Annotated in this window: 25 protein-coding genes; 17 read left to right on the top strand and 8 right to left on the bottom strand. The window is 56.0% G+C overall.

Annotated elements, in window-relative coordinates; translation table 11 throughout:
• Positions 1 to 90 precede the first annotated feature (90 nt).
• The 5 genes from ftsN (at position 91) to rraA (ending at position 4657) form a co-directional block, all read left to right on the top strand.
• Positions 91 to 1014: a cell division protein FtsN gene (ftsN, locus tag E2F51_RS07930; protein ID WP_134823166.1), complete on the top strand. Its 924-nt coding sequence runs from the start codon at positions 91 to 93 to the stop codon at positions 1012 to 1014.
• A gap of 90 nt (positions 1015 to 1104) precedes the next feature.
• Positions 1105 to 1635: an ATP-dependent protease subunit HslV gene (hslV, locus tag E2F51_RS07925; protein ID WP_013200194.1), complete on the top strand. Its 531-nt coding sequence runs from the start codon at positions 1105 to 1107 to the stop codon at positions 1633 to 1635.
• A gap of 11 nt (positions 1636 to 1646) precedes the next feature.
• Complete coding sequence (gene hslU / locus E2F51_RS07920; protein ID WP_013200193.1) at positions 1647 to 2978, top strand: HslU--HslV peptidase ATPase subunit; 1332 nt, start codon at positions 1647 to 1649, stop codon at positions 2976 to 2978.
• Positions 2979 to 3135: 157 nt separating this feature from the next.
• Positions 3136 to 4065 carry a 1,4-dihydroxy-2-naphthoate polyprenyltransferase gene (locus tag E2F51_RS07915; RefSeq protein WP_209215501.1) on the top strand — a complete coding sequence of 310 codons (930 nt, stop codon included), beginning with the start codon at positions 3136 to 3138 and terminating at the stop codon, positions 4063 to 4065.
• Positions 4066 to 4171: 106 nt separating this feature from the next.
• Positions 4172 to 4657 carry a ribonuclease E activity regulator RraA gene (gene rraA / locus E2F51_RS07910; protein ID WP_013200191.1) on the top strand — a complete coding sequence of 162 codons (486 nt, stop codon included), beginning with the start codon at positions 4172 to 4174 and terminating at the stop codon, positions 4655 to 4657.
• Positions 4658 to 4702: 45 nt separating this feature from the next.
• Here rraA and zapB read toward each other — a convergent pair whose 3' ends face one another.
• Positions 4703 to 4942, bottom strand: a complete 240-nt coding sequence (gene zapB / locus E2F51_RS07905; RefSeq protein WP_013200190.1) for a cell division protein ZapB — start codon at positions 4940 to 4942, stop codon at positions 4703 to 4705.
• Positions 4943 to 5390: 448 nt separating this feature from the next.
• On the opposite strand from zapB, the gene E2F51_RS07900 reads away from it, so the two are divergent.
• The 3 genes from E2F51_RS07900 (at position 5391) to glpX (ending at position 8897) form a co-directional block, all read left to right on the top strand.
• Positions 5391 to 6239, top strand: coding sequence for an MIP/aquaporin family protein (locus E2F51_RS07900; protein ID WP_013200189.1), 849 nt, complete (start codon positions 5391 to 5393; stop codon positions 6237 to 6239).
• Between the two features lie 32 nt (positions 6240 to 6271).
• Entirely contained in the window at positions 6272 to 7786 is a 1515-nt protein-coding gene (gene glpK, locus E2F51_RS07895; RefSeq protein WP_013200188.1) for a glycerol kinase GlpK, read from the top strand.
• A 100-nt stretch (positions 7787 to 7886) separates the two neighbouring features.
• Complete coding sequence (gene glpX / locus E2F51_RS07890; protein ID WP_134823165.1) at positions 7887 to 8897, top strand: class II fructose-bisphosphatase; 1011 nt, start codon at positions 7887 to 7889, stop codon at positions 8895 to 8897.
• Positions 8898 to 8984: 87 nt separating this feature from the next.
• Here the strand turns inward: glpX and emrD are convergent, their stop codons facing one another.
• Positions 8985 to 10163 (bottom strand): multidrug efflux MFS transporter EmrD, encoded by a 1179-nt coding sequence (gene emrD, locus E2F51_RS07885; RefSeq protein ID WP_053145316.1) that lies wholly within the window; start codon positions 10161 to 10163, stop codon positions 8985 to 8987.
• A 305-nt stretch (positions 10164 to 10468) separates the two neighbouring features.
• Between emrD and fpr the strand changes: the two genes are divergently transcribed.
• Positions 10469 to 11215: a ferredoxin--NADP(+) reductase gene (fpr, locus tag E2F51_RS07880; protein WP_013200185.1), complete on the top strand. Its 747-nt coding sequence runs from the start codon at positions 10469 to 10471 to the stop codon at positions 11213 to 11215.
• On the opposite strand, the gene E2F51_RS07875 is transcribed toward fpr, so the two are convergent.
• Positions 11206 to 11649, bottom strand: coding sequence for a DUF805 domain-containing protein (locus E2F51_RS07875; protein WP_134823164.1), 444 nt, complete (start codon positions 11647 to 11649; stop codon positions 11206 to 11208). The genes fpr and E2F51_RS07875 overlap by 10 nt on opposite strands.
• 90 nt (positions 11650 to 11739) lie before the next feature.
• Here E2F51_RS07875 and E2F51_RS07870 point away from each other — a divergent pair, with 90 nt between their 5' ends.
• Together E2F51_RS07870 and tpiA are read left to right on the top strand one after the other, a co-directional pair.
• Complete coding sequence (locus E2F51_RS07870; RefSeq protein ID WP_013200183.1) at positions 11740 to 12333, top strand: DUF1454 family protein; 594 nt, start codon at positions 11740 to 11742, stop codon at positions 12331 to 12333.
• A 119-nt stretch (positions 12334 to 12452) separates the two neighbouring features.
• A complete protein-coding gene (gene tpiA / locus E2F51_RS07865) occupies positions 12453 to 13220 on the top strand; it encodes a triose-phosphate isomerase (protein WP_013200182.1) in 768 nt (255 codons plus the stop codon).
• A gap of 44 nt (positions 13221 to 13264) precedes the next feature.
• Here tpiA and E2F51_RS07860 read toward each other — a convergent pair whose 3' ends face one another.
• Entirely contained in the window at positions 13265 to 14695 is a 1431-nt protein-coding gene (locus E2F51_RS07860; protein ID WP_134823163.1) for a PLP-dependent aminotransferase family protein, read from the bottom strand.
• An 89-nt stretch (positions 14696 to 14784) separates the two neighbouring features.
• Here E2F51_RS07860 and E2F51_RS07855 point away from each other — a divergent pair, with 89 nt between their 5' ends.
• Both E2F51_RS07855 and mqo read left to right on the top strand, forming a co-directional pair.
• Entirely contained in the window at positions 14785 to 15237 is a 453-nt protein-coding gene (locus tag E2F51_RS07855) for a carboxymuconolactone decarboxylase family protein (protein ID WP_134823162.1), read from the top strand.
• Between the two features lie 408 nt (positions 15238 to 15645).
• Complete coding sequence (gene mqo, locus E2F51_RS07850) at positions 15646 to 17265, top strand: malate dehydrogenase (quinone) (protein WP_106382042.1); 1620 nt, start codon at positions 15646 to 15648, stop codon at positions 17263 to 17265.
• 53 nt (positions 17266 to 17318) lie between these two features.
• On the opposite strand, the gene E2F51_RS07845 is transcribed toward mqo, so the two are convergent.
• Positions 17319 to 17903 carry a LysE family translocator gene (locus E2F51_RS07845; RefSeq protein WP_013200178.1) on the bottom strand — a complete coding sequence of 195 codons (585 nt, stop codon included), beginning with the start codon at positions 17901 to 17903 and terminating at the stop codon, positions 17319 to 17321.
• Between the two features lie 136 nt (positions 17904 to 18039).
• Between E2F51_RS07845 and E2F51_RS07840 the strand changes: the two genes are divergently transcribed.
• Positions 18040 to 19497: a PLP-dependent aminotransferase family protein gene (locus E2F51_RS07840; RefSeq protein WP_134823161.1), complete on the top strand. Its 1458-nt coding sequence runs from the start codon at positions 18040 to 18042 to the stop codon at positions 19495 to 19497.
• A gap of 2 nt (positions 19498 to 19499) precedes the next feature.
• On the opposite strand, the gene E2F51_RS07835 is transcribed toward E2F51_RS07840, so the two are convergent.
• Positions 19500 to 20123 (bottom strand): glutathione S-transferase family protein, encoded by a 624-nt coding sequence (locus E2F51_RS07835; protein WP_134823160.1) that lies wholly within the window; start codon positions 20121 to 20123, stop codon positions 19500 to 19502.
• A gap of 161 nt (positions 20124 to 20284) precedes the next feature.
• On the opposite strand from E2F51_RS07835, the gene E2F51_RS07830 reads away from it, so the two are divergent.
• Positions 20285 to 21136, top strand: coding sequence for a PhzF family phenazine biosynthesis protein (locus tag E2F51_RS07830; RefSeq protein WP_134823159.1), 852 nt, complete (start codon positions 20285 to 20287; stop codon positions 21134 to 21136).
• Positions 21137 to 21195: 59 nt separating this feature from the next.
• Here E2F51_RS07830 and E2F51_RS07825 read toward each other — a convergent pair whose 3' ends face one another.
• Positions 21196 to 21954 (bottom strand): SDR family NAD(P)-dependent oxidoreductase, encoded by a 759-nt coding sequence (locus tag E2F51_RS07825; protein ID WP_013200174.1) that lies wholly within the window; start codon positions 21952 to 21954, stop codon positions 21196 to 21198.
• A 114-nt stretch (positions 21955 to 22068) separates the two neighbouring features.
• Between E2F51_RS07825 and E2F51_RS07820 the strand changes: the two genes are divergently transcribed.
• Complete coding sequence (locus E2F51_RS07820) at positions 22069 to 22968, top strand: LysR family transcriptional regulator (protein ID WP_134823158.1); 900 nt, start codon at positions 22069 to 22071, stop codon at positions 22966 to 22968.
• A 57-nt stretch (positions 22969 to 23025) separates the two neighbouring features.
• A complete protein-coding gene (yhjD, locus tag E2F51_RS07815) occupies positions 23026 to 24027 on the top strand; it encodes an inner membrane protein YhjD (RefSeq protein WP_134823157.1) in 1002 nt (333 codons plus the stop codon).
• Positions 24028 to 24058: 31 nt separating this feature from the next.
• Here the strand turns inward: yhjD and E2F51_RS07810 are convergent, their stop codons facing one another.
• A complete protein-coding gene (locus tag E2F51_RS07810; protein WP_013200171.1) occupies positions 24059 to 24817 on the bottom strand; it encodes a CDP-diacylglycerol diphosphatase in 759 nt (252 codons plus the stop codon).
• Positions 24818 to 24944: the final 127 nt, after the last annotated feature.

Here is a 24944-nt window from a genome sequence, read left to right as displayed (position 1 = left end):
TCCGGCCCTTAAGTAACATGACGGGCTGATAGCCGGGCGCGTCAGCTTTGGTCCGGCCTCACCTTTCATTGAATATTAGCGGAACGATTAGTGGCACAAAAAGATTACGTAGGCCGCGGGCGTTCGACAGGGACGCGTCGCAAGAAGACCAACAGTCGCACTAAAAAGCGCAGTGGTGGTGGTTCAGGAGTTTCAAAAATTATGGTTGTGCTTGCCGTTGCCGTGCTGGTGACGTTCGTCGGCGGACTGTGGTTTATTGCCCATCATAAAAAAGAAGAGACGCCGGAAATCCCCGCGCACAAAGCCGTGGGTAACGGCCTTCCGCCTAAACCGGAAGAGCGCTGGCGTTATATCAAAGAGCTGGAAAACCGTCAGATTACCGTTCCCTCACCTGTTGAACCGTCATCAGGTGGCGAAGTGCAATCCAAAACCCAGCTCACCGACGAACAGCGCCAGCTGCTGGAGCAGATGCAGTCTGATATGCGCCAGCAGCCAACGCAGCTGAATGAAGTGCCGTGGAACGAACAAACCCCGGCACAGCGTCAGCAAACGTTGCAGCGTCAACAGCAGCAGAGCCAGTTACAGCAGCAGTCACGGATGCCACAACAACAGCAGCAGCAGGCGCCTCGTCAGGCACCCGTCGCGCCGGTAACCCGGGCAACGCCGGCGGTGCGTGAGCCGGCAGTACGTGAGCCGGTTAAGCAGCAGCAGGCTGCGCCAGCGCAGGCACCGGCACAAACCGCTCAGCAGCCGAAAACGGAGAGCAAACCGAAAGAGGCCGAGAAGTCTCAGCACTGGATGGTGCAGTGTGGTTCGTTCAAAGGGACCGACCAGGCAGAGTCGATTCGTGCGCAGCTGGCCTTCGAAGGATTTGAAAGCCGAATCACGACCGGCGGTGGCTGGAATCGCGTAGTGATCGGCCCGTACAACAGCCGTTCTTCGGCTGACAGCACGCTGAAACGTCTGCGCGGATCGGGCCATTCAAATTGTATTCCTCTCGCCTCCGGGGGTTGAAACCCCTTAAAGCCGCCCCATATCTGGTTGCATCAATGCCCCGCAGGTGAACTGCGGGGACATCTTCTGACTGCAACAAGGGGTCTGCCCGTGACAACAATTGTAAGTGTACGACGCAACGGCCAGGTAGTAATTGGCGGTGATGGCCAGGCTACCCTCGGCAACACCGTAATGAAAGGCAACGTCAAAAAAGTGCGTCGTCTCTATAACGACAAAGTCATTGCCGGTTTTGCTGGTGGGACCGCAGATGCCTTTACGCTATTTGAACTCTTCGAACGTAAGCTGGAAATGCATCAGGGCCACCTGGTGAAAGCGGCCGTTGAGTTAGCGAAAGACTGGCGTACCGACCGTATGCTGCGCAAGCTTGAAGCGCTGCTGGCGGTAGCCGATGAAAATGCCTCCCTGATTATTACCGGTAATGGCGACGTCATTCAGCCGGAAAACGATTTAATTGCCATTGGTTCTGGTGGTCCTTACGCGCAGGCTGCTGCCCGTGCGCTGTTGGAAAACACCGAAATCGGCGCACGTGACATCGTTGAAAAAGCGCTGGGTATTGCAGGCGACATCTGCATCTATACCAACCACAACCTCACCATCGAAGCATTACCGTCTAAAGCGTAAGGATCCCAACTATGTCCGAAATGACTCCGCGCGAGATCGTCAGCGAACTGAACAGATTTATCATTGGCCAGGATAATGCCAAGCGCGCCGTGGCGATCGCCTTGCGTAACCGCTGGCGTCGTATGCAACTCGACGAAGAGCTGCGCCACGAAGTGACGCCAAAAAACATTCTGATGATCGGCCCGACCGGTGTGGGTAAAACAGAAATTGCCCGCCGTCTGGCAAAACTCGCCAACGCGCCGTTTATCAAAGTCGAAGCGACCAAATTCACCGAAGTGGGTTATGTCGGTAAAGAAGTGGATTCCATCATCCGCGACCTGACCGATTCTGCACTGAAGATGGTGCGTTCTCAGGCGATTGAAAAAAATCGTTACCGCGCTGAAGAGATGGCGGAAGAACGCATTCTGGACGTGCTGATCCCACCGGCCAAGAACAACTGGGGCCAGTCTGAAGCGGAAGCCGCACCGTCTGCCGCCCGTCAGTCTTTCCGCAAAAAACTGCGTGAAGGCCAGTTGAACGACAAAGAGATTGAGATCGATCTGGCCTCTTCATCGATGGGCGTTGAAATCATGTCGCCTCCGGGCATGGAAGAGATGACTAATCAGCTGCAGTCGATGTTCCAGAACCTGGGTAACCAGAAGCAGAAGCCGCGTAAGCTGAAAATTCAGGAAGCGATGAAGCTGCTGATTGAAGAAGAAGCCGCCAAACTGGTCAATCCGGAAGAGCTGAAGCAGGAAGCGATCGACGCGGTTGAGCAGCACGGTATCGTCTTTATCGATGAAATCGACAAAGTCTGTAAGCGTGGCGAAAGCTCCGGCCCGGACGTTTCCCGCGAAGGCGTACAGCGCGACCTGCTGCCACTGGTGGAAGGCTGCACCGTATCCACCAAGCACGGCATGGTGAAAACAGACCACATTCTGTTTATCGCGTCGGGTGCGTTCCAGGTTGCCAGCCCGTCAGACCTGATCCCGGAACTGCAGGGTCGTCTGCCAATCCGCGTTGAGCTGCAGGCACTGACCACCCATGATTTCGAGCGCATTCTGACCGAGCCGAGTGCCTCCGTGACCGTGCAGTACAAAGCGCTGATGAAAACCGAAGGCGTGGATATTCACTTCACCGAAGACGGCATCAGCAAGATTGCCGCCGCCGCGTGGCAGGTGAATGAAACCGCCGAGAACATCGGCGCGCGCCGTCTGCACACGGTGCTGGAGCGTTTGATGGAAGATATCTCCTATGACGCCAGCGACCTCAACGGTCAGTCGTTTACCATCGATGCCGAGTATGTTGGAAAGCATCTGGACGAGCTGGTCGCAGACGAAGATTTGAGCCGCTTTATTCTGTAACCGCGCGGCGAAAATCGACCTATCAGGAGGCTTCGGCCTCCTTTTTTATTGCCTGAAATCCCTTCCCGGCAGTTGCATCCTTGACGTGGAATAACTCTCTGGCCCGTCGCAGACGCTACCATAGCGCGACGTCTTCCCACAGCCAGGATCTGCCGCTATGACGGATAATCTGCACCCGATGACCGCAATATCTTCTTCCCGCGCCTGGCTGGAAAGCCTGCGTTTGCGCACGCTGCCGCTGGCCTGTGCCTCGGTGATGACCGGTTCCGCGCTGGCCTGGTGGCAGGGACATTTTAATGCGGGCACCGCCGTGCTGGCACTGCTCACCACCGCGCTACTGCAAATTCTGTCCAACCTGGCGAATGACTATGGTGATGCCCTGAAAGGCAGCGACACGCCGGCCCGCATCGGGCCACTGCGGGGCATGCAAAAAGGGGCGATTAGTCAGAAGCAGATGCGCAGTGCCCTGATCCTCACCGTGGCCTTGACGATGATATCCGGCGTCGCGCTGGTGATCCGCGCCTGCCAGTCGGTAAACGATTTTTTGGGCTTTATTGCGCTGGGCGCGGTGGCGATCGTCGCCGCCATCGCTTACACCGTCGGCAAGAAACCCTATGGCTATTTAGGATTGGGCGATGCGTCGGTATTAATTTTCTTCGGCTGGCTTGGGGTAATGGGCAGCTACTATCTTCAGGCCCATCAACTCTCCCTGCTACTGCTGTTACCTGCCACAGCCTGTGGGCTGATGGCGGTCGCGGTGCTTAACGTCAATAACATGCGCGATATTGAAAGCGACCAGCAGCATGGCAAGTTTACCCTGGCGGTGCGCTTAGGGGCGAGTGGCGCCAGGCGCTATCATCAGCTAATCCTCACCGCGGCCGTGCTGTGCTGCGCGGGTTTTGCCCTGCTCACTTCGCTGAATCTCGCCGGCTGGTTATTCCTGCTCTCCGCACCGTTGCTGTTCAGACAGGCCCGCTACATTACGCAGCAGCCTTCCGCCGTTGCCATGCGTCCTATGCTGGCGAAAACCGTGAAATCCGCCCTGTTACTCAACCTGCTTTTCTCGCTCGGGCTGGTCCTCAATTAACTGCGATGTGTTTGACTCATCGCAACTTTTAACAATTGATGATTTTGCCAACAGCGGCGAGAAAGCGATATACTTAGAGTTCCTGTGGCAAACAGACGAAACCCTTATGAAATATGATACTTCTGAACTCTGCGACATCTATCACGAAGATGTGAACGTCGTTGAACCGCTCTTTTCAAACTTCGGTGGCCGTACGTCGTTTGGCGGGCAAATCATCACGGTAAAATGTTTCGAGGACAACGGGCTGTTGTACGATCTGCTGGAGGAAAACGGGCGAGGTCGTGTGCTGCTGGTTGATGGCGGCGGTTCAGTGCGTCGTGCGCTGATTGATGCGGCGCTGGCCAGGCTGGCACTGCAGAACGAATGGGAAGGCATTGTGGTGTACGGTTCCGTACGTCAGGTTGACGATCTGGAAGAGCTGGATATTGGCATTCAGGCGATTGCTGCCATTCCGGTCGGTGCTGCGGGTGAAGGCATTGGCGAGAGCGATATTCGCGTCAACTTCGGTGGCGTCACTTTCTTCTCCGGCGACCATCTCTACGCCGACAACACTGGCATTATCCTTTCCGAAGATCCGCTCGATATCGAATAAAAAAAACGGGTGCCACTGGCACCCGTTTCTCTGCTGACCGTTAAATCAGACTTCTTCCATTTTTCCCAACAGGGCGCGCAAACGCTCCTGCCAGACAAGCTGCTCTTCTTTCAGGTGCTGGTTCTCACGCACCACTGATTCGCTATTCCCTGCAGCCTGCTGAACCTGCTGATTCAGGTTGTTGTTCTGCTCTTTCAGCTCTTCAATTTCCATCTGTAACAGGGTGATGGTATCAATCGCCTGTTGTACTTTCGCTTCCAGTTTCTCGAACACTTCAAATGACATTGTAAAAGACCTCTCCAAATCGCCAGGCGTTGATGTTGCCAGCCGCAGATCATGAGGGGATAAGCCGGGATTCCACGGATAACAACGCTTCCCCGATTGTAAGTAGACCCGCGCCCCAAGTCCAGTAGCGAACCCGCACAGGGTGCATACTGTAACAATTTTCAGCATAGACCTGGAATCTGCAACATTACCCGCAGTATTTGCGGGGCTAATGTTAACGATTTGGGATAAAAATCACCAAATGGAAAATTGAAATGTTGTTTCAGGAAAGCAAAAAGACGCGAAAACGCTCATTTTTATGACACAGCACACAACTTTTGATTTCGCTATTTCTCGTTTATGCTCGTTAACGATAAATTTACATCAGCCCTACATAAGATTTGGGCGGCTCAGGGAGTGAGAAAAAAACGAAGTACAACATTAAACCTCGCCTTCAGGAAATGTCATCATGAGTCAGACAGCAACAAGCACGCTCAAAGGGCAGTGCATCGCCGAATTCCTTGGTGTCGCCACCATTATCTTCTTTGGTGCCGGCTGTGTCGCCGCCATGAAACTGGCTGGTGCAAGTTTTGGTCAGTGGGAAATCAGTATCATCTGGGGGATTGCCGTTGCGATGGCCATCTACCTCAGCGCCGCTATCTCCGGCGCGCATCTGAATCCTGCAGTGACCATTGCACTCTGCCTGTTCGCCAATTTCGAACGCCGTAAAGTTGTGCCGTACATTCTGGCACAAATCGCCGGTGCCTTCTGCTCCGCCGCACTGGTTTACGGTCTCTACTACAATCTGTTCTTTGATTACGAACAATCGCATCAGATGGTGCGCGGCAGTATCGAGAGCCTCGATTTGGCCGGGATCTTCTCCACCTATCCAAACCCGCACATCGGCGTTGGCCAGGCCTTCCTGGTTGAAGCGGTGATCACCGCAGTGATGATGGGCCTGATTATGGCGCTGACCGATGACGGTAACGGCCTCCCTCGCGGTCCGATGGCTCCGCTGCTGATTGGCCTGCTGATTGCGGTAATCGGTGGCTCAATGGGTCCACTGACCGGCTTCGCACTGAACCCGGCGCGTGATTTCGGACCGAAACTCTTTGCCTGGCTTGCGGGTTGGGGTAACGTCGCCTTTACCGGTGGCCGTGATATCCCGTATTTCCTCGTGCCGATCTTTGGACCGATTGTGGGTGCCAGCCTGGGTGCAGTTGGCTATCGCTACCTGATTGCCCGTAACCTGCCTGGCGCAGCTGTAGTAAAGAAAGACGAGAAGACGATAGCGCGTGCTGAGCAGCGTAAAGCGTAAGTGCTAACCCTTTACACCATCAGGAATGAATTATGACCATAGAAAAAAAATACATTGTCGCGCTCGATCAGGGGACGACCAGCTCTCGTGCCGTGATCCTGGATCATGACTCCAACATCGTTGCCGTCTCCCAGCGCGAATTTCAGCAAATTTATCCTAAGCCCGGCTGGGTTGAACATGACCCGATGGATATCTGGGCTTCCCAGAGCTCCACGCTGGTAGAAGTGCTGGCGCACGCGGATATTCGTTCAGACGAGATTGCCGCGATCGGTATCACCAACCAGCGTGAAACCACTATTATCTGGGACAAAGAGACCGGCAAGCCGATCTACAACGCTATCGTCTGGCAGGATCCGCGCACCGCTGACTACTGTGCAAAACTGAAAAAAGAAGGGCTGGAAGAGTATATCCAGCACACCACCGGCCTGGTAATTAACCCTTACTTCTCCGGTACCAAGGTGAAGTGGATCCTCGACCACGTGGAAGGCTCACGCGATCGTGCGAAACGTGGCGAGCTGCTGTTCGGTACGGTTGACTCCTGGCTGGTGTGGAAAATGACGCAGGGACGGGTGCACATCACCGATTACACCAACGCCTCGCGTACCATGATGTTTAACATCCACAAGCTGGAGTGGGATCAGCGCATGTTGGATATCCTCGATATCCCGCGTGAAATGCTGCCAGAAGTGAAGTCGTCTTCTGAAGTGTACGGCCAGACCAACATTGGTGGTAAAGGCGGTACGCGTATTCCAATCGCCGGTATCGCCGGTGACCAGCAGGCGGCGCTGTACGGCCAGATGTGTGTTCAGCCGGGTATGGCAAAAAATACCTACGGCACCGGCTGCTTTATGTTGATGAACACCGGTACTGAAGCGGTGACCTCAACCAACGGCCTGTTGACCACCATCGCCTGTGGCCCACGCGGTGAAGTGAACTACGCACTGGAAGGTGCGGTATTTATCGGCGGTGCCTCTATCCAGTGGCTGCGCGATGAGATGAAACTGATCGGCGATGCAACCGACTCCGAGTACTTTGCGACCAAGGTGAAGGACAGCAACGGCGTTTATATGGTGCCTGCCTTTACCGGCCTGGGCGCTCCATACTGGGACCCGTATGCCCGTGGCGCGATCTTCGGCCTGACGCGCGGTGCGAATGCTAACCACATCATCCGTGCCACGCTGGAGTCGATTGCTTATCAGACGCGTGACGTGCTGGAAGCGATGCAGATCGATGCCAATACCCGCCTGCAGTCTCTGCGTGTGGATGGTGGTGCGGTTGCCAACAACTTCCTGATGCAGTTCCAGTCCGACATTCTGGGAACGCGTGTTGAGCGCCCTGAAGTGCTGGAAGTGACCGCGTTAGGTTCAGCGTACCTGGCTGGCCTGGCCGTCGGTTTCTGGTCAGATCTGGATGAAGTGCGTGAAAAAGCGGTGATTGAGCGTGAGTTCCGCCCAAGCATCGAAACCACTCAGCGTAACTACCTCTATGCCGGCTGGAAAAAAGCCGTTTCTCGCGCCCAGGCGTGGGAAGATCAGGACGACTCGTAAGTCTGAAAATTGCCCGTGGCCTCCCGGCTACGGGCTTTTCCCCCTCCCCCGCTTCCCCGCTGTGATAAACTTTCCGCCTCAACATTTCCCGAGGCCAATCATGAAACGAGAACTCGCCATTGAATTTTCACGCGTAACGGAAGCCGCTGCTCTGGCAGGCTACAAGTGGCTGGGACGCGGTGACAAAAACGCCGCAGACGGTGCTGCCGTCCACGCCATGCGCATCATGCTGAACAAAGTGAACATTGACGGCCAGATCGTCATTGGCGAGGGCGAGATTGATGAAGCCCCGATGTTATATATCGGCGAGAAGGTCGGCAGCGGCGAGGGTGATGCGGTAGATATCGCCGTCGATCCGATTGAAGGCACCCGCATGACCGCGATGGGCCAGCCTAATGCGCTGGCGGTGCTGGCGGTTGGCGATAAGGGCACCTTCCTGAATGCGCCCGATATGTATATGGAAAAACTGATTGTCGGGCCCGGCGCGAAAGGCGCAATCGATCTGGCTTTGCCACTCGAAGAGAATCTGAAGCGCGTCGCTGAGGCGCTGCGCAAGCCGCTGTCTGAACTGACCGTCACCATTCTGGCGAAGCCCCGTCACGATGCCGTGATTGCCCAGCTACAGCAGCTTGGCGTGCGGATTTTTGCCATTCCCGATGGCGATGTTGCGGCATCGATCCTGACCTGTATGCCAGACAGTGAAGGGGATGTGATGTACGGCATCGGCGGCGCACCTGAAGGCGTGATCTCGGCGGCGGTGATCCGGGCGATGGATGGCGATATGCAAGGCCGCCTGCTGGCGCGTCATGATGTCAAAGGCGACACGCCGGAGAACCGCGCGCTCGGCGAGCAGGAGCTGAAACGCTGTCAGGAAATGGGCATCGAAGCCGGCAAGGTTTTACGTCTGGACGAGATGGCGCGTAACGATAACGTGATTTTCTCGGCAACCGGCATCACCAGCGGCGACCTGCTGAAGGGCATCACCCGCAACGGCAATATCGCGACCACTGAAACGCTGCTGGTTCGCGGCAAATCCCGCACCATTCGCCGTATTCAGTCGATTCACTACCTCGATCGCAAAGATGAAAATCTGCACCCGTTTATTCTGTAACGCCTGAGTTGTCCGATTCTGTGGACAACTAAAAACGGCCCCGGCAGCAGTGTTGCTGGCGGGGCCGTTTTTTATGGGCGGTCGCGATTAAACCGCCATCGGCTCCGGACGGCGGGAAAGCGGCAGCCAGCACAGCAGGATCAGCAGCGCCATCGCCGACATCAGCATACCCAGGCTGAACTGCCCGGTCTGCGGCAACAGGGCGGAAAGCCATGCAGCCAGACCCGATCCCAGATTCTGCAATCCTCCTAACAACGCCCCCGCGGTCCCGGCCATATAAGGCCAGGGCTCCATCGCACCGGTTGTTGCCAGCGGAAACAGCATCCCGGCCCCAAAGAAGAACACCGCCGCCGGCACGATCAGCGTCCAGATGGTCATCACCCCAAACCAGCCGGGGATCCACATCAACGCCCCGGCCAGCAGGCAGCTGTTCACTGACCACCACATCAACTGCGGGAAAGGTCGGTTATCGCGCCCGGCAAACCAGGCACCAAAGAAGGCCGCCGGGATTGGCAGAATAAACAGCAGGCTGACGGTCAGACTGTTCAGGCCCAACACGCCGCCCATCAACACGCCACAGCTGGCCTCAAACACCGCGATGCCGCCCAACGCCCCCATCAGCATAATCAGGTAGCGAATAAAGGTGCCATCCGCCAGCAGCGGGCGATAGCGCGAAAATAACCGGCGTTTCTCAACCGGTGCGGGACGCGTCTCCGGTAACCAGCGCAGCATCGCGGTACCCACGCAGAAACACAGCAGCAGCAGGAAAGCAAAACAGGCCTGCCAGCCAAACAGATGCGTCAGCAGCGCGCCAATCACCGGTGCCACCAGCGGGCTGACCAGGATACCCATATTCAGCAGGCTGTTTGCCAGCCTTAACGTGCTGCCGGCATACAGATCGCGCGGCATGGTTCGGGCCATCACGCCCGCTACGCCGGTGCCCAGTCCCTGGATCGCGCTGCCGAGCACCAGCAGATCGAAGGTGGCCGCATTGAGTGCCACCAGGGTACCCACGCAGAAAATCGCCAGACCGGCGAGGATCACCGGGCGGCGACCGATATTGTCGGACAACGGCCCATACAACAGCTGGGAGCCACCATAGGTCATCAGGTACGCCGCCATCACCCGTTGTACCGCGCCATCCCGGACGTTAAACGCCTCGGCAATGGTCGCCATCGCCGGCACGTAGATGGTCTGCGCCATTTGACCGACAGCCACCAGCGCAATCAGCATCACCAGCAGATGCCCGTTTTCAATTCTTCTCATTTTAGTCAGCACATTTATCGGCGTTATTCACTTAATTCAGCAATAACGCCAGCAGGAGGGAGTGTTATGGCGAGGAAAATATCAGGATTCGATGACAAAGCGAGAGGCAGGCTAAAAATGGTTACGCATCAACTGTCAGAGAAAGCAGGCAGCAGCGTAAATCTATCTGTACGTTATAGTGTTTACAGGTGCGGACAATTTGTCGATACGAGCTTTGTCACCGACTGACACTGGAAAATCAGCCGCTGAGTGGAGAAGATACCGCTACGCCACCTTGCCCTTACCCCCGAATAAAGGAGTTATTTATGGCCGAATGGGTTAACGCCAGCATCAAACAGGTCAACGATTTTACCGACAGTTTATTCAGCCTGATCGTTACCGCCCCCATCGACCCGTTTACTGCCGGTCAGTTTGCCAAGCTGGCGCTGGAAATTGACGGAGAGCGCGTGCAGCGGGCTTACTCCTTTGTTAATGCCCCGAGCGATAACAATCTTGAGTTCTATCTGGTCACCGTGCCGGAAGGCAAACTCAGCCCGCGTCTGCATGCCCTGAAGCCAGGCGACGAAGTGATGATCACCAAAGAATCGGCCGGATTTTTTGTGGTGGATGAAGTCCCGGAATGCAAAACGCTGTGGATGCTGGCAACCGGCACCGCCATCGGTCCCTACCTGTCGATTTTGCAGGAAGGCAAAGGCCTGGCGCGCTTTGAGAATATCGTGCTGGTTCATGCCGCCCGCTATGCCCAGGATCTGAGCTACCTTCCGCTGATGCAGCAGCTGCAGCAGCGTTATAACGGCCAGCTACGCATCCAGACCGTGGTCAGCCGCGAAGAGATTACCGGTTCACTGACCGGCCGCGTCCCGGCGCTGATTGAGAGCGGTGAGCTGGAATCCGCCGTTGGCCTGCCAATGAATGCTGAAGACAGCCACGTCATGCTGTGCGGCAATCCGCAAATGGTCAGAGACACCCAACAGCTGTTGAAAGAGACCCGCGAGATGCGCAAGCACCTGAAACGTAAGCCCGGCCATATGACCGCCGAGCATTACTGGTAATCAGGCGCCCTGCGACGTAAATAGTTCACCGGGCTGGCCGCTTTACCAAAGCGGTTCTCGCCCGGCGTGCCGCGAAAGGTGCCGAGTTCCAGCGTCATGGTCACCAGGATCAGGGTTGGAATAAAGCATCCCAACACCCACTGCCAGTTGGCCGGTAACATATCCCAGTCACGCGCCAGTAATACCCAGGCAACCACCAACAGCAGCGCCCAGTAGCCGGTTTTATTGCGATCGTGCAGGCGTTTCACCACCACCGCACCGGTCGGCCATAGCAGACAAACCACGCAAAAAGCCGCAGTTTGTGTCGACATAAATCCCCGGTCGGCCAGCCAGAACAGCACCACCATCAGTGCCAGCCACAGCGTCAGCCAGACCCACAGATCCCGGCGTCCTATTCGGCCCCGCCAGGAAAAACACCACGCTTGTAAGGTCATTTTTATCCCCCAGAACAGCGTCAGGCTTTGACTTTGCCGGTCATTGTCCGTTCTAATCTTGAGCTGAATTTATTGGTTAGGGCTGACGGTATGAATAAAGCGATTTTTCTGGGCATCACGTTACTGCTAACGCTTACGGCGGCCAGAGCAGACGACGCCCCTGTTGCGCAGGATCGCACTGAACACCTGCCTGCCGCGCCTTATCTTCAGGCGGGATCGCCCACCTTTGATATGACTATCGGCCAGTTTCGCGAAAAGTATAATGCTATCTACCCAACGTTACAGATTGCTGAATATCGCGCCATCGACAACCGTGGGGACAAAAGTAATTTGACCCGCGCCGCCAGCAAGATCAATGAAAATCTGTACGCGTCGACCGCCCTTGAGCAAGGGACCGGTAAGATCAAAACGTTACAGATAACCTGGCTACCGGTTCCCGGTCCGGATCAGAAGGAAGCGCAGGATAAAGCCCGTGCGTACATGGCCGCCATGGAGCGTTTTTTCGAGCCGACGCTTAACGAAGCGCAAAGCCTGAAACGGCTGGATGATGTGCTGAGCAAAGGGAAAGGATCGCGCTATTACACTCAGGATGAGGGCGCGGTGCGCTACATCGTGGCGGACAATGGCGACAAGGGTCTGACCTTCGCCATCGAGCCGATCAAACTCGCGCTGGCCACCAACTGACCGTCCGCAAAGATGACGAAAAGCAAAGCCTTTCGTGTTTTTGATCTCTATACTGTCTGGCAGACAACGCTGCCAAGGCAGGGTAATTTAACAGCATCGCGCTAAGCGTGGAGGATATAATGCGACATCCGTTAGTAATGGGTAACTGGAAACTGAACGGCAGCAAGCATATGGTCAACGAACTGATTGCCGGCCTGCGTACAGAGCTGAGCAATGTTGACGGCTGCGGCGTAGCCATTGCCCCTCCGGTGATGTATCTGGATCTGGCGAAACACGCTATTTCTGGCAGCCATATCGCCCTTGGCGCGCAGAATGTGGGTGTGAACCTGTCTGGTGCGTTTACCGGTGAAATTTCTGCCGACATGCTGAAAGACGTTGGCGCGAAATACATCATTATCGGCCACTCTGAGCGTCGTACTTACCACAAAGAGAGCGACGAGTTCGTGGCTGAGCAGTTTGCCGTGCTGAAAGCAGCCGGTCTGATCCCTGTGCTGTGCATCGGTGAAACCGAAGCAGAAAACGAAGCGGGCAAAACCGAAGAAGTCTGCGCACGTCAGATCGACGCGGTGCTGAACACTCAGGGCGCTGACGCGTTCAACGGTGTGGTTATTGCTTACGAGCCAGTATGGGCGATCGGTACCGGTAAATCGGCGACTCCAGCTCAGGCACAGGCGGTTCACAAATTCATTCGTGGCCATATTGCCAAGAAAGATGAAGCCGTTGCCGCTCAGGTTATCATTCAGTACGGCGGCTCTGTTAACGACAAGAACGCCGCTGAACTGTTTGCTCAGCCGGACATCGACGGTGCGCTGGTTGGCGGCGCATCACTGAAAGCAGATGCTTTCGCGGTGATCGTTAAAGCAGCTGCAGCAGCGAAAAACGCCTGATGCTCTGCCTCCTGCGCTGGTCACAGCGCAGGAGATTTTCCCCTTCAGCCACACTGCTCGACCAACATTTTTAACCTCAGCGCACTGCCTTCAAATCCCCCTTTCGGCATATTGGTCACGCTAAGCACTAAGCCATAACGACGCCGTTCTGCACACTGATACCAGACGGAAAGCGCCGTTGGCGCCATGCCCCAGGCAAGCGCTTCACGCGCGATCACGCTGTCCCGCGTGCCTGCAGGCAATTCAATGACCACGCCGAGTGCCGCACGGGTCACCGACGGGAAATGCGGTCGCAAAGCCTGCAACATATTCTCCAGCCGCTCCGCGTACAGCCGTTTCATGCGCCGTAAATGCCGCATAAAATGCCCTTCCCGTAAAAATTCAGCCACCGCATTGTGCAGAACAAAGGAGGAGGCTGGAGACAGTAAAGCTGTGACGTCGCCAAAGCGGCTCGCCAGCCTTTCCGGCACCACCAGATAGCCTAAACGCAGTGAAGGGCTGAGGTTCTTACTGAAGGTGCCAATATGCAGCACGCGCTCGGTATCCAGTGAAGCCATTGCCGGCGCCGCCCGGCCATCAAGCTGGAGTTCCCCCAGATAGTCATCTTCGACAATCAGGCCATCGGTTTGCTGCGCCCACTGGATCAGCTCGCTCCTGCGCGCCAGAGAAAGCGTCATGCCCAGCGGCGCCTGCTGGCCTGGCGTCACCAGCGCGATCCGCGCTTCAGGCGCCAGCCGTTTGCCTTCATCCACCCGTATCCCTTCGCTGTCCACCGAGATGCCCACCGGCGTCACGCCGGCCATTTCCAGCGCCTTGCGTGCCAGCAGGTAGCCGGGATCTTCAATCCCCGCCTGCTGGTCCCGCAGACCCAGGGTCAGGCAAATCAGTCCGAGCGCGCCCGCATAGCCGTTGGTGATCATGATTTGCGATGCCTGGCAACGAATGCCACGTGTCATCGCCAGATAGCTGACCAACTGTTCCCGCAGCATTACGCTGCCTCGGGGATCGGGATAGCTAACCGGCCGCGTCGCCATCTCACGGGCATGGCGAGTGAGAATGCGCGACCAGACTTTAGCGGGAAACGCATCATCCGCCGGTACGCCCATCTGGAAGGTGAGCGGCGGTAAATCGAAGTCGTGAATAATGTCGAACAGTGGGGACATCACTTTTTGCCGGGCGTCAGCCTTCGAGGTAACCGGCAGCTGTGCCGCGACAAAGGTGCCCGCCGCGCCCTTCGCCACCAGCAACTGGCCGTCTACCAGCATATCGTAGGCATGGCGAACGGTTCCTCTTGCCACCCCAAGCTGAGCCGCAAGATCCCGGCAGGATGCCACGCGCGCGCCAGCCACCAGCCGACCCTCCCGGATAGCGGCGGTCATCTCATCGCGGATCTGCTCGCTCAGCGTCAGTCCCCCACGTCGTGAGAGCGCAATCTGCACGGCAGATGGACCACTGTTTTTGTCAATTCCTGGCACTTTTACTGTCCCATCGAAGAAGAGAGAATCATCGCCAGCGCGGGGCTATTCAGCCCCTCACCTGCACCAGACCATTAAAGGAAAGAAAAATGAGCGAACGTATCGATTACACCCAGGTTGCCCCGGCTGGCATGAAAGCGCTCGGCGGCGTCTACAACTATGTAGCGCAATGCGGCCTGCCACAGGATCTGATCGAGTTGGTTTTCCTGCGCGTATCGGAAATCAATGGCTGCGCATACTGCATTGATATGCATACCAAAGCATTGCACAAAGGCGGCCTGCCGTGGGACAAAATTATGCTGACCCAGGTCTGGCGGGAAGCGGGCGACTGGTTCACCTCGCGTGAGAAAGCAGCGCTGGCATGGACAGAGTCACTAACCTTGATTGCCCAATCCCACGCACCGGATGCGGTCTTCGCGGAGGTTGAGGCGGCGTTCAGTGAAAAAGAGATCAGCGATATGACCATCGCCATTGGGCTGATGAATGCCTATAACCGCCTGGCGATCAGCCACCGTAAACTGCCTGACAGTGCCCCGCGCTAATGTTAAAAAGCTAAACGCGTTGCCAAAAAAAATGATCCCGCACCTGTACGGCTAAAAAGCGCGAGCCGCTGAGGGCTCGATGCCCTCACTGAACCTAAGTCGCTGATTATAAAATAGCTCTTCTGCTCTCACTTCCTCCGACCGCGCCACCCTCACGGCGCGGTATCAATGTTACTAATTTCGTTTGATTTTTCATTCTCATTTTTAATCTTTAAACAATTTTTTAATTGACTGGTAACAATGGTATATTTCTATCGCTTTAACCATTTTCAATACATTCGTTTTAATGTGTGAATTTGCTTAAAAATTACCCTGGAAAAACGAGACAGCAAAACGCGCTCCTCAGAAGCCGAAACTGTTTCACCTGCTTACCATGTTGATGATTCAACATACGGAGAAGTCGCCCTCATGCGAAATTTAGCAGTACGCCTGGCTGGCTGGTTCAACGCAATAAGTTTGGCAAAATCGGTAACGGCTGAAGAAGAGAAAAATGACGTCGATGTGTTGTTGATCGGCGGCGGAATCATGAGCGCCACGCTCGGCACCTATTTACAGGAGCTTGAGCCCACGTGGCGTCTTGGCATGGTTGAACGTCTGGACAGCATCGCTGAAGAGAGTTCAAACGGCTGGAACAATGCAGGCACGGGCCATTCCGCGCTGGCAGAGATGAACTACACCCCGGAAAAAAGCGACGGCTCGATTGAGATCAAAAAGGCCGTGGAAATCAATGAATCCTTCCAGATTTCCCGCCAGTTCTGGGCGTATCAGGTGCAAAAAGGCAACCTGCAAAACCCTCGCAGCTTTATCAACAGCGTGCCGCACATGAGCTTTGTCTGGGGCGACGACAACGTCGAATTCCTGAAAAAACGCTTTGAAGCCTTGCAGAAAAGCACGCTGTTCCGTGGCATGGAATATTCAGAAGATGCGGAAAAAGTCAGGGAGTGGGTGCCGTTGATGATGGAAGGTCGCGAAGCGACTGACCGCGTTGCCGCAACCCGTATTCTGACCGGTACCGACGTCAACTTCGGCGAAATCACCCATCAACTGGTGAATTCACTGCAGAAGAGCCCGCAATTCTCGCTCAAAACCAGTCACGAAGTGCGCGATATCAAGCGTAACGAAGACGGCAGCTGGAGCGTGACCCTCGCCGACCTGAAAAACAACGGTCAGGAAAAAACGCTGCGCGCCAAATATGTCTTTATCGGCGCGGGCGGCGCGGGCCTGACGCTGTTGCAGAAATCGGGCATCCCGGAAGTGAAAGACTATGCCGGCTTCCCGGTGGGCGGCGAGTTCCTGGTCTCCGAGAATCCGGACGTGGTAAAGCGCCATCTGGCGAAAGTCTATGGCAAAGCGTCCGTAGGCGCACCGCCGATGTCGGTTCCGCATCTGGATACACGGATGCTGGATGGTAAACAGACGCTGCTGTTTGGTCCGTTCGCCACCTTTTCCACCAAGTTCCTGAAGCAGGGTTCGCTGTTGGATATGTTTGGCTCGCTGACCTCTTCCAACATTAAGCCGATGCTGCACGTTGGCCTGAGCAACTTCGATCTGGTGAAATACCTGGTGGGTCAGGTGATGCTGACCGATGACGATCGTCTGAAGGCACTTCAGGAGTACTTCCCGGAAGCCAGAAAGGAAGACTGGCGTCTGGTGAAGGCCGGTCAGCGCGTGCAGATCATCAAGAAAGATGCGGATAAAGGTGGCGTGCTGAAACTCGGCACCGAAGTGGTGACGTCTCAGGATGGCACCATCTCCGCTCTGCTGGGTGCGTCTCCGGGCGCGTCAACCGCTGCGCCAATCATGATCGATCTGATGGCCAAAGTGTTTGAGGATCGCTTCTCATCGATTGAGTGGCAGGCGAAGCTGAAAACGATGATCCCATCTTATGGCAGGAAGCTGAACGGCAACGTGGCGGCGACCGAGAAAGAGCTGGCGGAAACCAGTCGTGTTCTGCAGTTGGAATATACCCCAACCTCAGCCGCGAACGATGAAGCAGAAGAAGCCAATGCGGCGGTAATCGGTAAGTAATTACTGGCCGGGCATCAGGCAATAAAGGGCGGCCGAAAGGCCGCCCTTTCCGATCAGGGGTGAATCACTTCCACGAGCATCCATAACGTCGTCGCCATCAGCGACAGTGCCATCACGGTGTTAAAGACACGCAGCTTCCACGCCACCTGCAGATGTTTCCCCAACCGGTCTCCCATCGCTGCCCAGATCAGAATGCACGGCAGATTCAGCGCCATAAACCCAATCATCACCGTCAAAATTCCGCTGCTGGCGGTGTACATCAGCGCGACGTTGGTGGCCATCAGCCAGGCTTTTGGGTTGATTGCCTGGAACATCGCCCCGCCCAGCAGCGTCATCGGCTGCGCTTTCTCACGCAATTCTGGCGCGCCGCTGCGGAAAATTTTCCATGACAACCAGAGCAGATAAGCCGCGCCCAATAGCGTTAACGGCAGGCGAATGGCGCTCATCCACACCAGCAAGACCTCCAGCAGTAATCCCGCTATCGCCGTCTGGATCGCGCAGCCGATCATGATTCCCAGCAGCATCGGCAGCGTTCTACGCATGCCAAAATTGACGCCAGAGGTCGCCAGCATCAGGTTGTTCGGCCCAGGCGTAATCGACATAACGGTGACATAACTGAAAAAGGAGGGATCAAGCATGGTCTGTATCCTGCAGATGGTTGAGAACACCATGGTAGTGCGGGCGGCAGGATGGTAACAGATTCAGAAATACACTATTGTAATGAGTACAATATCGAAATGACTTTCACTGTACCCATCACTAAGGCAGGCGATTGTGTCCATTGTCGAACCGCAGGAAAGTACCCTCTATCACCAGCTGGCGGAATCGCTGGCAGAAGCCATCCATAACGGCACTTTCCTGCCCGGCACGCGTCTGCCCGCGATACGTCGCTGCGCCAGTAATCATCAGGTCAGTATCAATACGGTGTTGACGGCCTACCGTATCCTTGAAGATCGCGGCCTGATCGAAGCACGACCTCAATCTGGTTATTACGTGCGTGGCATGCTGCCTTCGGTGAAAAGCAGCGGCGATCGGCGGGCGAAAGTGCGCTCACCCAGCAGCGAAAAGCTGGATTTGATTGATGCGGTTTTTGCCGCGCAGAATCATCCGGACTACACCAATATCTCGCTGGCCTGCCCGCAGAACAGTGATTTTTTCCCTACGGCAAAAATCAGCCGCATTATGGCCTCGCTGTTACGCCGCGAGCCGGAGTTGATTGGCCGCTATGCGTTGCCACCCGGCAGCGAACGCTTACGCCGGGCAATCGCTAAACGCTCGATGGATTTGGGCATGGCGCTGGCGACCGAGGATATCACCCTGACCCACGGCTGTATGGAAGCGCTCCAGCTGGCGCTGCGGGCGGTCACCCGGCCCGGTGACTGTGTGGGCGTCGAAACGCCAACCTATTTTTACCTGTTCCCGCTGCTGGCAAGCCTGGGGCTGAAGGTGCTGGAAATCCCCACCGATCCCCAACACGGGATGTCGCTGGATGCGCTGGAGCTGCTGCTACAGGAAAAGCGGCTGCAGGCGATTGTCGCCATGCCCAACGTGCAGAATCCGCTGGGATGCAGCATGAAGCTGGACGATAAAAAGCGGCTGGCGAAGCTGGTCAACCGCTACCAGGTGCCGCTACTGGAAGACGGTTTGTACGGCGAGCTACAGTTCTGCTGGCCCCTCGCGCCTTCGGTGAAAGCCTTCGATACCCAGGGTTGGGTTCTGTACTGCGCCAGTTTTACCAAAACGGTGGCACCTGATTTCCATATCGGCTGGATTGCGGCGGGACGGTTTAGCGGTGAACTGGCCAGGCTGAAAGCCGTCTCTTCGCTGGCAGAATCGCGGTTGTTGTCAGAAACGCTGGGCCATTTTCTGGAATCAGGCGGCTACGATCATCATCTACGCACCATGCGCCGCCGCTATGCCGCGCAGCTGGATGAGGCGCGTGGCATTATTGCCCGCCATTTCCCGCAGGGAACCCAAGCAACGCTGCCCAGCGGCGGCTTTGTCTTCTGGGTGGAGCTGCCGGCGAAAGTGGATACCGTCGAGCTGTTCCATCGCCTGTTGCAGGAGAAGATATGCCTGACGCCCGGCGCACTCTATACCCTGAGCGATCGCGGGAACAGCGCGCTTCGCCTTTCCTGCTGCTATCCCTTTGATGAGCGCTACACCTGGGCACTGAAGCGAACCGGTGCGGTGGCCTGTGAACTTAGCGGGCTGGAAGCGGGTATCGCCTGAGATTACGGCGTGCCGTTGCGGCCATAGGTCGCATAGCCTTTGCGCAGGGTCAGTCGCTCGTAATAGGCCCGCACCGCCGGAAAGTCAGGATGGTCCAGCGGCGTTTCATACCAGCGGTTAACCGACAGTCCGACCGGGATATCCGCCAGCGAGAAGGCTTTGCCCGCAACATACGCGCCGGTACGTTCCAGCTGCGCATTGAGAATGCCCATGGTATGCGACCAGCCTTTACTCGCCGCGGCCAGTAAACGCGGATCCTGATGCGCCGGAGAGTGGCGAACCAGCGACATAAAGGCGTAGCGCCAGGAGGTGTTCAGCTCGGTGGCCTGCCAGTCAATCCACTGATCGACGGGCGCACGGGCGCGGGGATCCTCGGGATACAGCCAGCCGCCGCCGTACGCATTGGCCAGATAGCGGATAATGGCGTTGGCTTCCCAAAGGATGAAATCCCCTTCCTGTATAACCGGGATCAGGGCATTGGGATTCATGTTTTTGAAGGCGGCGTCCTGGGGGGATTTAAATCCGTCGCCCCAGTCTTCCCGGCGGAAGGCAATGTCCAGCTCTTCACAAACCCACAGCACTTTGCGAACGTTGATTGATGAGGCGCGTCCCAGTATTTTCAGCATAGTCCCGTCACTTTTTTGTGCAGCGTGGAGCTATTAATACCCATATTCGGTCAGGCTGACAATGGCTAACCCCCTGCTGCCTCAACAATGTGATTTCCGCCGGCTTAAGCAGGCAATTTTCCGTCTACTCTTGCAACATGCCAATCAGAAGGACTTTAGTGATGACACAGTTACGTGCATTTAAACAGGTTGATGTCTTTACCTCTTCCCCGCTCAACGGCAATCCGCTGGCGGTGATTATGGATGCCAGCGGACTGAGCGATGAGCAGATGATGTCCGTTGCCCGTTGGACCAATCTGTCAGAAACCACCTTCGTGCTGCCGGCTGAAGATCCCGCCGCGGACTATCGGGTGCGCATCTTCACCCCGGATCTGGAACTGCCGTTCGCCGGGCATCCGACGCTGGGTACCGCCCATGCACTGCTCGAAGCGGGCGTCACCGTGAAGAATCCCGGCAAGATTGTGCAGGAGTGCGGGATTGGTTTGGTCACCATCAAAATTGCCGCCGAGGGTGCGCTGGCCTTTGCCGCACCGGAAGCCACGCTGACCGGGTTCAGCGATGCGCCGTTAAGCAGTGCCCTGAACAGTGACGCGCTGGAAACTCAGCTGCCGGTAATGGTGGCCGATATGGGCATTCGCTGGTTGCTGGTGCCGATGCAATCCGCTGAGGCGGTGCTGGCGATCAAACCGAATATCGTGGAGTTTGAACGGCTGTTGCGGAAAGCTCAGGTGAACGGCGTGATGCCGTTTGGCCCGCTGGACGGTTTGCCCGAGCAGTATGAAGTGCGTGGCCTGCTGGTCGAGAACGGCTCCTTCACTGAAGATCCGGTCACCGGCAGCGCCAACGCCTGTCTGGCCCGCTATCTTCAGGCACAGGGCGTTGAGCTGGATTATCGGGTTCGCCAGGGGACGGCGATGAAGCGCGCAGGCAGGCTGAGCGTCACCTACGCCAGCGATGGCCTGTGGATTGGTGGACAAACCGTCACGGTTATCGACGGGACGCTCGCCGTTTAAGCACGCCAGTCACGGCCGCCGCCCTGCTGGCGTTGGATCCAGAGAGCGGCGCCAGAGGATTACATAAACATGCCGCCGGACGCTTCAATACGTTGACCGTTGATCCAGCCGCTCTCATCGCTGAGGATCTGCGCGACGGCATTGCCGATGTCATCCGGCAAACCGACCCGTCCCAGCGCCGTTTGCGAGGCGACAAAGGCATTCACTTCCGGGTTATCACGCACCATCCCACCGCTAAAGTCGGTGGCAATCGCGCCTGGCGCCAGGATATTCACCGCAATCCCACGCTTACCCAGTTCTTTCGCCTGATAACGGGTCAGCACTTCCATCGCCCCTTTTACCGACGCATACGCACTGGAGCCTGGCAGGCTAAAGCGCGCCAGTCCGCTGGAGATATTCAGGATACGTCCGCCGTCCACCAACAGCGGCAGCAGCGTCTGGGTCAGGAAAAACGGCCCTTTGAAATGGACATTCACCATCTCATCAAACTGCGCTTCGGTGGTCTCCTCGAAACTGGCGTGAAGTGCGGTCCCGGCATTGTTCAATAAATAATCAAAATGCTCTCTTTGCCAGACAGCGTTGAGCTGTTTTTTCACTTCAGCCGCAAAGGCCACGAAGCTCTTGCTGTCGCCAACATCCAGCTGAAGCGCCACGGCACGGGCTCCGAGCGCCTCAATACGCTGCACAACCCGATCGGCTTCCGGCTGCTTGCTACGGTACGTCAAAATGACGTCAACGCCTTTAGCGGCCAGTTTCAGGGCGGCATTCTCACCTAAACCCCGGCTTCCGCCGGTGATCACTGCGATTTTATGGCTCATTTTCTTCTCCAGTCTGTTTCTGTGGACAAAAAACAGGATATTACCTCCGTTCTGATCTATAAATGTCCTGAATGACGCTTCACTGTTTCATTCCGGACAACAACAGGCGCAAAAATGGATAAAATTCACGCAATGCAGGTGTTTGTCAGAGTCGCGGAGTTGCAGAGCTTTACCCGCGCGGCAGACAGCCTGGGTTTACCGAAAGGCAGCCTGTCGCGTCAGTTACAGGCGCTGGAAAACAGCATGGGAACGCGACTGCTGCACCGTACCACCCGCCGCGTGCAGCTGACCCAGGATGGACTGGTGTATTACGAGCGCTGCCGTGATGTGCTGGCCACGCTGGAAGAGATGGATTCCCTGTTTCAGCACGATCCCACCACGCTCAGCGGCCGGCTGCGGGTGGCTATGTCGGTCAGCCTTGCCAGTAATTTCATCCTGCCGCTGCTGCCGCAATTCTTGCAGCAATACCCGGGGATCGAGCTGGAGCTGAGCAGCAGTGACCGCCGTGTCGATGTGATTCGGGAAGGCTTTGACTGCGTGATCCGTGGCGGCACCCTGGGCGACTCCGGGCTGATCGCGCGTCCGTTAGGGAAAATGACGCAGATAAATTGCGCCAGCCCTGACTACCTGGAACGGTTTGGCACCCCACAGACCCTCGACGATCTGGGACAACATGCGATGGTGCATTACAGCCAGCAGCTGGGCGTCCATCCGCAAGGATTTGAGTACTGGGACGGCAAAACAACCCGCTTTATCCAGACCGGCGGCGCGGTCACCGTCAACAATACGGTAACCTACCAGTCGGCCTGTCTGTCCGGACTTGGCATCATTCAGGCGCCTCTCGCCGGAATGAAAGCGTCACTGGCCAACAAAACCCTGGTGGAAGTTCTGCCGCATTTTCGGGCTGAACCGATGCCCATCTCGCTGATTTATCCCCACCGCCGTAACCTCGCCCGTCGGGTGCACGTTTTTATGGAATGGATCACTCAGACGATGAAAAAATACGTTACCTGAGTGCGGGGCTATAATTTCAGGCAGGTACATTCATTTGAAGGACATGAAGAAGGTGACATGAAGGAAAACCAATCCGCTGAAAACCAGCAAGAAGACAAACCGCTGATCAATATCAAGACAGGCAATCACACCGTTGATAAATCCATTACCCGGGTTTCAAAGCTGGCGAGTTGGTTCCAGGCCATTCCCGCCGTGGCGCATTTCCTGCGCGCGGGTGAACGCTTTAACGATCGACTGGGTAGCCAGTTTGGCGCGGCGATTACCTATTTCTCATTTCTCTCGCTGATCCCGATCCTGATGGTCTCCTTTGCCGCCGTCGGTTTTGTGTTGGCGTCTAACCAGGACCTGCTGACGCAGTTGATCAATAAGATCGTCGACAATATCAGCGATCCCACGCTGGCCTCGACGCTGAAAAACACCGTTAATACGGCGATTCAACAGCGTACTACCGTCGGGCTGACCGGCTTGTTCATTGCGCTCTATTCCGGGATTAGCTGGATGGGCAATCTGCGCGAGGCGATCCGCGCCCAGTCGCGCGATGTCTGGGAAAGAAACGAGCAGGACAAAGAGAAAATCTGGCGGCGCTATTCCCGCGACTTTATTTCGCTGACCGGACTGGTGCTGGCGCTGATTATCACGCTGTCACTGACATCTATTGCCGGCGCGGCGCAGGATATGATTGTGCGGGCATTAGGACTGGAGGGAATCGACTGGCTGAAACCGGCGATGACGCTGATTGCGTTGTCGATTTCCATTCTGGCGAACTATCTGTTGTTCCTGTGGAGTTTCTGGATCCTGCCACGGCATAAGCCGCGTAAAAAAGCGTTATTCCGTGGGACCTTGCTGGCGGCGATTGGCTTTGAAGTGATTAAATTCATTATGACGCTGACCCTGCCTAAGCTGGCGTCTTCGCCTTCCGGCGCAGCTTTTGGGTCGGTGCTGGGACTGATGGCCTTTTTCTACTTCTTTGCCCGTCTGACCCTGTTCTGCGCCGCGTGGATTGCCACGGCGAAGTACAAGGACGATCAACCCATCGAGCCAGCGGCTAAAAAAGCCTGAGGCAGGGATTTAAGGGCAGCGTGGGTTGCCCTTAAGACTTGAGGATGCTGCAACTGTGGTCCTGCAACTCTTCAGCAGAACCCCGGTTCATCAGCAACAGATTACGTTTGATCACCATCATCACGCGACGGCCATCTGGCAGCGCCGCAACGGCAATGCCGTATTTGTACATCTCTTCCCGCGCGCCGGGTATCTCTCTGGCGAGACGCAGAAACGGACTCATCTTTTTGATCTCGTCGCGGGTAACCGCCCGCACCTGATAGGTATGCCCAGCCAACTGCTCGGATTGCCATAGGCTGGTCAGTTTAGGGCTGAGGCTGTCCAGCTGTTGGCGAATATCCGGGCGCAGGCAGGAGATATGAATATGCAGCTGATTCTGCGTTCTTCCCCGCTCTGAATTAATGCTTAACGCATAGGCACTGTCATCGATGGGCGCACCGCGCTTTTCTTCCATAAAATGACGCGAGCGCCAGGCTTCCGCAAAGAAATTAGGCGTAGCAGGATTGAGTAAGGCCGGACTTTCAATACCGGTAATCTTTTCCACCGGCATTAATAAAAACTGCAGAGGACCAACGCGATCTTTCAGGACCACATAACCATTGCGCAAGTCGACCTGACGACAGGGTGTGGGATCGTTATTTTGATTTTGGTTAGGCACACATTTTTGACTGACAATTTTCCATAACGCATCCGAATTGTTTTTATAATTCAACGCTATCGAGGCACAGCCCGCCGTCAAAATTACCCCTGCAATACCCACTACAATCAGGACCCGCTTTCGCCCCTGCATCATTGAAACCTCTGCTCATAATCTGCTCGTAATGTAAACGAATTACGGATAAAGATCATGTCAAATAATCAATCGCGGTGACCATTTTTCTGGGCGGGGATAAATCGACTTAAGGCAGTATTCGGAA

Source organism: Erwinia sp. QL-Z3, assembly GCF_004551645.1.
In the GTDB taxonomy this organism is placed as follows: domain Bacteria; phylum Pseudomonadota; class Gammaproteobacteria; order Enterobacterales; family Enterobacteriaceae; genus Erwinia; species Erwinia billingiae.
The sequence above is the reverse complement of the archived record's forward strand: the minus strand, read 5'-3'. Positions and strand labels throughout refer to the sequence as shown.

Excerpts from the sequence above, each read along its gene's own strand:
- hslU (WP_013200193.1), top strand. The coding sequence starts at position 1,647 with ATGTCCGAAATGACTCCGCGCGAGATCGTCAGCGAACTGAACAGATTT.
- E2F51_RS07915 (WP_209215501.1), top strand. The coding sequence starts at position 3,136 with ATGACGGATAATCTGCACCCGATGACCGCAATATCTTCTTCCCGCGCC.
- rraA (WP_013200191.1), top strand. The coding sequence starts at position 4,172 with ATGAAATATGATACTTCTGAACTCTGCGACATCTATCACGAAGATGTG.
- zapB (WP_013200190.1), bottom strand. The coding sequence starts at position 4,942 with ATGTCATTTGAAGTGTTCGAGAAACTGGAAGCGAAAGTACAACAGGCG.
- E2F51_RS07900 (WP_013200189.1), top strand. The coding sequence starts at position 5,391 with ATGAGTCAGACAGCAACAAGCACGCTCAAAGGGCAGTGCATCGCCGAA.
- glpK (WP_013200188.1), top strand. The coding sequence starts at position 6,272 with ATGACCATAGAAAAAAAATACATTGTCGCGCTCGATCAGGGGACGACC.
- glpX (WP_134823165.1), top strand. The coding sequence starts at position 7,887 with ATGAAACGAGAACTCGCCATTGAATTTTCACGCGTAACGGAAGCCGCT.
- emrD (WP_053145316.1), bottom strand. The coding sequence starts at position 10,163 with ATGAGAAGAATTGAAAACGGGCATCTGCTGGTGATGCTGATTGCGCTG.
- fpr (WP_013200185.1), top strand. The coding sequence starts at position 10,469 with ATGGCCGAATGGGTTAACGCCAGCATCAAACAGGTCAACGATTTTACC.
- E2F51_RS07875 (WP_134823164.1), bottom strand. The coding sequence starts at position 11,649 with ATGACCTTACAAGCGTGGTGTTTTTCCTGGCGGGGCCGAATAGGACGC.
- E2F51_RS07870 (WP_013200183.1), top strand. The coding sequence starts at position 11,740 with ATGAATAAAGCGATTTTTCTGGGCATCACGTTACTGCTAACGCTTACG.
- tpiA (WP_013200182.1), top strand. The coding sequence starts at position 12,453 with ATGCGACATCCGTTAGTAATGGGTAACTGGAAACTGAACGGCAGCAAG.
- E2F51_RS07855 (WP_134823162.1), top strand. The coding sequence starts at position 14,785 with ATGAGCGAACGTATCGATTACACCCAGGTTGCCCCGGCTGGCATGAAA.
- mqo (WP_106382042.1), top strand. The coding sequence starts at position 15,646 with ATGCGAAATTTAGCAGTACGCCTGGCTGGCTGGTTCAACGCAATAAGT.
- E2F51_RS07845 (WP_013200178.1), bottom strand. The coding sequence starts at position 17,903 with ATGCTTGATCCCTCCTTTTTCAGTTATGTCACCGTTATGTCGATTACG.
- E2F51_RS07835 (WP_134823160.1), bottom strand. The coding sequence starts at position 20,123 with ATGCTGAAAATACTGGGACGCGCCTCATCAATCAACGTTCGCAAAGTG.
- E2F51_RS07830 (WP_134823159.1), top strand. The coding sequence starts at position 20,285 with ATGACACAGTTACGTGCATTTAAACAGGTTGATGTCTTTACCTCTTCC.
- E2F51_RS07825 (WP_013200174.1), bottom strand. The coding sequence starts at position 21,954 with ATGAGCCATAAAATCGCAGTGATCACCGGCGGAAGCCGGGGTTTAGGT.
- E2F51_RS07820 (WP_134823158.1), top strand. The coding sequence starts at position 22,069 with ATGGATAAAATTCACGCAATGCAGGTGTTTGTCAGAGTCGCGGAGTTG.
- yhjD (WP_134823157.1), top strand. The coding sequence starts at position 23,026 with ATGAAGGAAAACCAATCCGCTGAAAACCAGCAAGAAGACAAACCGCTG.
- E2F51_RS07810 (WP_013200171.1), bottom strand. The coding sequence starts at position 24,817 with ATGCAGGGGCGAAAGCGGGTCCTGATTGTAGTGGGTATTGCAGGGGTA.